Here is a 3,098-nt window from a genome sequence, read left to right as displayed (position 1 = left end):
GCCGCAGCCGCTTCCTTCTTCGCGCCGTCCTCGGCGGGAGCGGCCGGTTCGGGCAGCGAGGCGCCGGACTTGTTCGCCATGTAGACCACGGCGCGCGCGACCTCATAGTCGGACAGCGTGGGGTTGCCGCCCTTGGCGGGCATGCCGCCCTTGCCGTGCAGGGCCACGTTCAGCATGGTGTCGTAGCCGGACTTGATGAACGGCGCCCAGGCTGCGTTGTCGCCCATCTTGGGCGCGCCGGCGATACCGGCGGTGTGACAGGCTGTACAGACCGCGGCAAAAACCTGCTCGCCCGTCTTGAAGACCTTGGGGGCGTTGGCGTCGACCAGCGCGAACCCCGCAACCGGCGCGATCCGTTTGGTGACGGCTTCTTCGGTGAGCGTATCGGAACCGGCGCCGACCTTGGTGCCGGTGACCACCATATTCACCAGGAGGATGATGATGGCGATTGGAATCACGAAAGATAGAACGATCGTGACGACCAGTTGCTTGGGGGTCTTGATGGGGGAGGAGTGCTCTTCTATGTGTTCCTGCTCGTTGCTCATGACCAAATCCTGCTAACGGGTGGGGCGCCTGGCGGCGGCAACAGAAAATCAGTAACTGCACAAATTGGCGAACCCGTGACGCATCCGCCTGCAAGCAAACGCTGGATTATATAACGGTGTCAGGGACGCTCGTCCAATGACTGTGGCGGGGTTTTCGATGAGATTGACAGCTGATTTGATCCACTTCATGCGCGCTAGCGAAAACTAGGTACAATGTCGCCTCCTTGCGCTGCGCCCGTAGTTCAATGGATAGAATGAGAGTTTCCGAAGCTCTTGATACAGGTTCGATTCCTGTCGGGCGCGCCACAGAATCAAGGACTTACGTTTTTTGGGCCCGTTTTTGGGCCCGCTTTTGGGCCCGCTTTGGGCCCAAAGCGCGCAAATCTACGCGAGTTCGTCAGAGTCCTTTTAGGCCTCTGGTGGGGGCAAATGCTCCGCATATAGCGCTGCCTCCCGGATTCCCAGCGCGGCAAGTGTAGGGCGCAACACCTTTCGGACCGCATCCGCCGTATCGACGAAAGGCTTTCCTGTTTCAGGATTCAGGAAGACATGGCCCCCAGGCTCAAACGTGAGTTGCCTCTGGCGTCTGATATCTTCCAGCGCTGGCCCCTGTAGGTCCACGTCGCGCGACTTGTACGTCTTGGCGGCCTTGTTGTGGCGCCTCACTCGTGCCCGGTCGATTCGGATTTGCTCCCTGGAAAGATCCACGCTAGGTCACTGAAGAGCGATCTGCGCTGACGGCCTCACACCGGTAAAGAGCGCGACTTCGAAATAGTTGCGCCAGGTCGCATTGAAGTGTTCGCCGATGTATTGGACGACTTGGAGCACTTCTGACATGAGCAGCGGATCTGGCTCTGGATCTTGGCCTTTACGGCTTTCAATCTCCAGCGTGATGTTCTCCGGAACTTTTCTCATCTTGAACGCCAAAGCCCAACCTTGCCGAGCTGGCGTCATGACGTTGTTGAACGTCTTGGCCGCCATGCGCGGAAAGTCAGCTACGTCCAACGCGAGCTCTTCATAGGAGATCTCCGCGATTGGGCGATTTCCATACAAAGGGCGCCACCGCGAGTTCAAGAGGTTCTCGTACTCGCTGAGCGTCGTTGCCGCTTTGTGGCTGATGGGCGAAGTAATCGGCTTGGACATGAGCAATTGCTGGAAGGGAAGGGCTGGATACCTGAAATCATGCGCACCCAGTCTCTTCTGGTCGTAATGGCTGCGGAACACCCAATTGGAGAAATGAAGGAATAAAGAGCATGCCCGCCGGGGCACTCGGCGGTGGCCTCGATGAGTGCAAGAGCGGACGGGCGTTCGGATAATTCTAAAAATGACTATATAAAATGGTCTTTTCTGATAAAATGACTATACGAAATGACCGCCTGGAGGGCGCATCATGCATAGTCACCAACACGTATCAAAGACCGAATTCAAGGCGAAGGCGTTGGAGTTTTTTCGGCAAGTGGAAGCAACGGGGGAACCCATCGTCGTGACCGATCACGGCAAGCCCGCGTTGGAAATTCGCCCCTACCGGGCGATGGATCGGGATCCGCTGGCGGTGCTGCGCGGGTCCGTCGTGCGGTTTGATGATCCGCTGTCGCCGATTGGCGAGGACTCGTGGGAGGCCGCTCAATGATCGTGCTGGACACCCATGCCCTGGTCTGGTGGGTTTCGGGCAACTCTCAGCTCAGTCGTGCTGCACGGGAGGCAATCGAGGCAGAGGGCCAGGACGGCGAGATCTTGATCTCGGCTATCACAGCGTGGGAAGTGGCAATGCTGGTCAAAGCTGGCCGCCTTGCTTTGACCATGGACGCGGCGGCTTGGCTGGATACCGTTGTCCAGGTTCCGGCTGTGCGCTTCGTGCCGGTGGATGTGCGGATTTCGGTCCAGTCGGTTGAGCTTCCTGGCGAGTTTCATAAAGACCCCGCCGACCGATTCATAGTGGCTACGGCGCGCCACTTGTCTGCGCCCCTCGTCACTGCCGACTTGAAGATCCGGGACTATCCGCACGTTCAGACTATCTGGTGAAGCTACCCCGCCAATGCAAAAGGCCGCCCAACGGACGCCCTTTTTGCTGGACTTCAGACCTCGCCTTGCATCGCCGGCCTGGCCTTGACCGTGCTCAGCCATGCCTGCACCTTCGGATGGGCGGCCACCGGCGCGCCCAAAAAGGCGGTGTAGCCGACCACCGACGCCACCACCAGGTCAGCCAGCGAATACTTGTCGCCCACCATCCACGGCTGGCGCGTCAGATGCGCATCCAGCAGCCCCAACAGCGAATCCAGGTCGGCGATGGCCCGCTCGGCCTGGCGGGTATCGCGGCTTTGCTCGTCGCCGTGGGCGACGACATGCAGGCGCGAGATCACCGCGCCATACGTCACGTAGGCCCACGTGCACCAAGACATGGCGGCCAGCCGTTGCGGAGTGCCGGCTGCGGGCCACAAGCCCTGCTCGACGCCCCAACGCTCACCCAGCCACAGGTGGATGGCCAAGGCTTCGAACAGCGGCGCACCGTCCACGGTCAGCGTCGGCACCTTGCCGTTGGGGTTCAAGGCCAGG

The 3,098-nt window shown here is 60.0% G+C and carries 5 protein-coding genes and 1 tRNA gene; 3 read left to right on the top strand and 3 right to left on the bottom strand.

Annotation, left to right across the window (positions count from 1 at the left end; genetic code table 11):
* Nucleotides 1-545: c-type cytochrome (locus VIR09_RS23820; protein WP_332015087.1), on the bottom strand; the 545-nt coding region annotated here is incomplete at its 3' end.
* A 231-nt stretch (nucleotides 546-776) separates the two neighbouring features.
* Between VIR09_RS23820 and VIR09_RS23815 the strand changes: the two genes are divergently transcribed.
* Nucleotides 777-851 (top strand) — tRNA-Arg (locus VIR09_RS23815).
* Between the two features lie 408 nt (nucleotides 852-1,259).
* On the opposite strand, the gene VIR09_RS23810 is transcribed toward VIR09_RS23815, so the two are convergent.
* Complete coding sequence (locus VIR09_RS23810) at nucleotides 1,260-1,688, bottom strand: hypothetical protein (RefSeq protein WP_332015086.1); 429 nt, start codon at nucleotides 1,686-1,688, stop codon at nucleotides 1,260-1,262.
* Between the two features lie 247 nt (nucleotides 1,689-1,935).
* Between VIR09_RS23810 and VIR09_RS23805 the strand changes: the two genes are divergently transcribed.
* Nucleotides 1,936-2,175 (top strand): type II toxin-antitoxin system Phd/YefM family antitoxin, encoded by a 240-nt coding sequence (locus tag VIR09_RS23805; protein ID WP_313461044.1) that lies wholly within the window; start codon nucleotides 1,936-1,938, stop codon nucleotides 2,173-2,175.
* Entirely contained in the window at nucleotides 2,172-2,567 is a 396-nt protein-coding gene (locus VIR09_RS23800; protein WP_332015085.1) for a type II toxin-antitoxin system VapC family toxin, read from the top strand. Before VIR09_RS23805 ends, VIR09_RS23800 begins: the two co-directional genes overlap by 4 nt.
* Before the next feature lie 53 nt (nucleotides 2,568-2,620).
* On the opposite strand, the gene VIR09_RS23795 is transcribed toward VIR09_RS23800, so the two are convergent.
* Nucleotides 2,621-3,098 (bottom strand): glutathione S-transferase family protein (locus VIR09_RS23795; RefSeq protein WP_332015084.1); only part of this gene is annotated, 478 nt, incomplete at its 5' end.

Source organism: Achromobacter sp., from assembly GCF_036567245.1.
In the GTDB taxonomy this organism is placed as follows: Bacteria; Pseudomonadota; Gammaproteobacteria; order Burkholderiales; family Burkholderiaceae_B; genus Achromobacter.
Note: the sequence above shows the minus strand (reverse complement) of the source record. Positions and strands in the feature narration are given on the sequence as shown.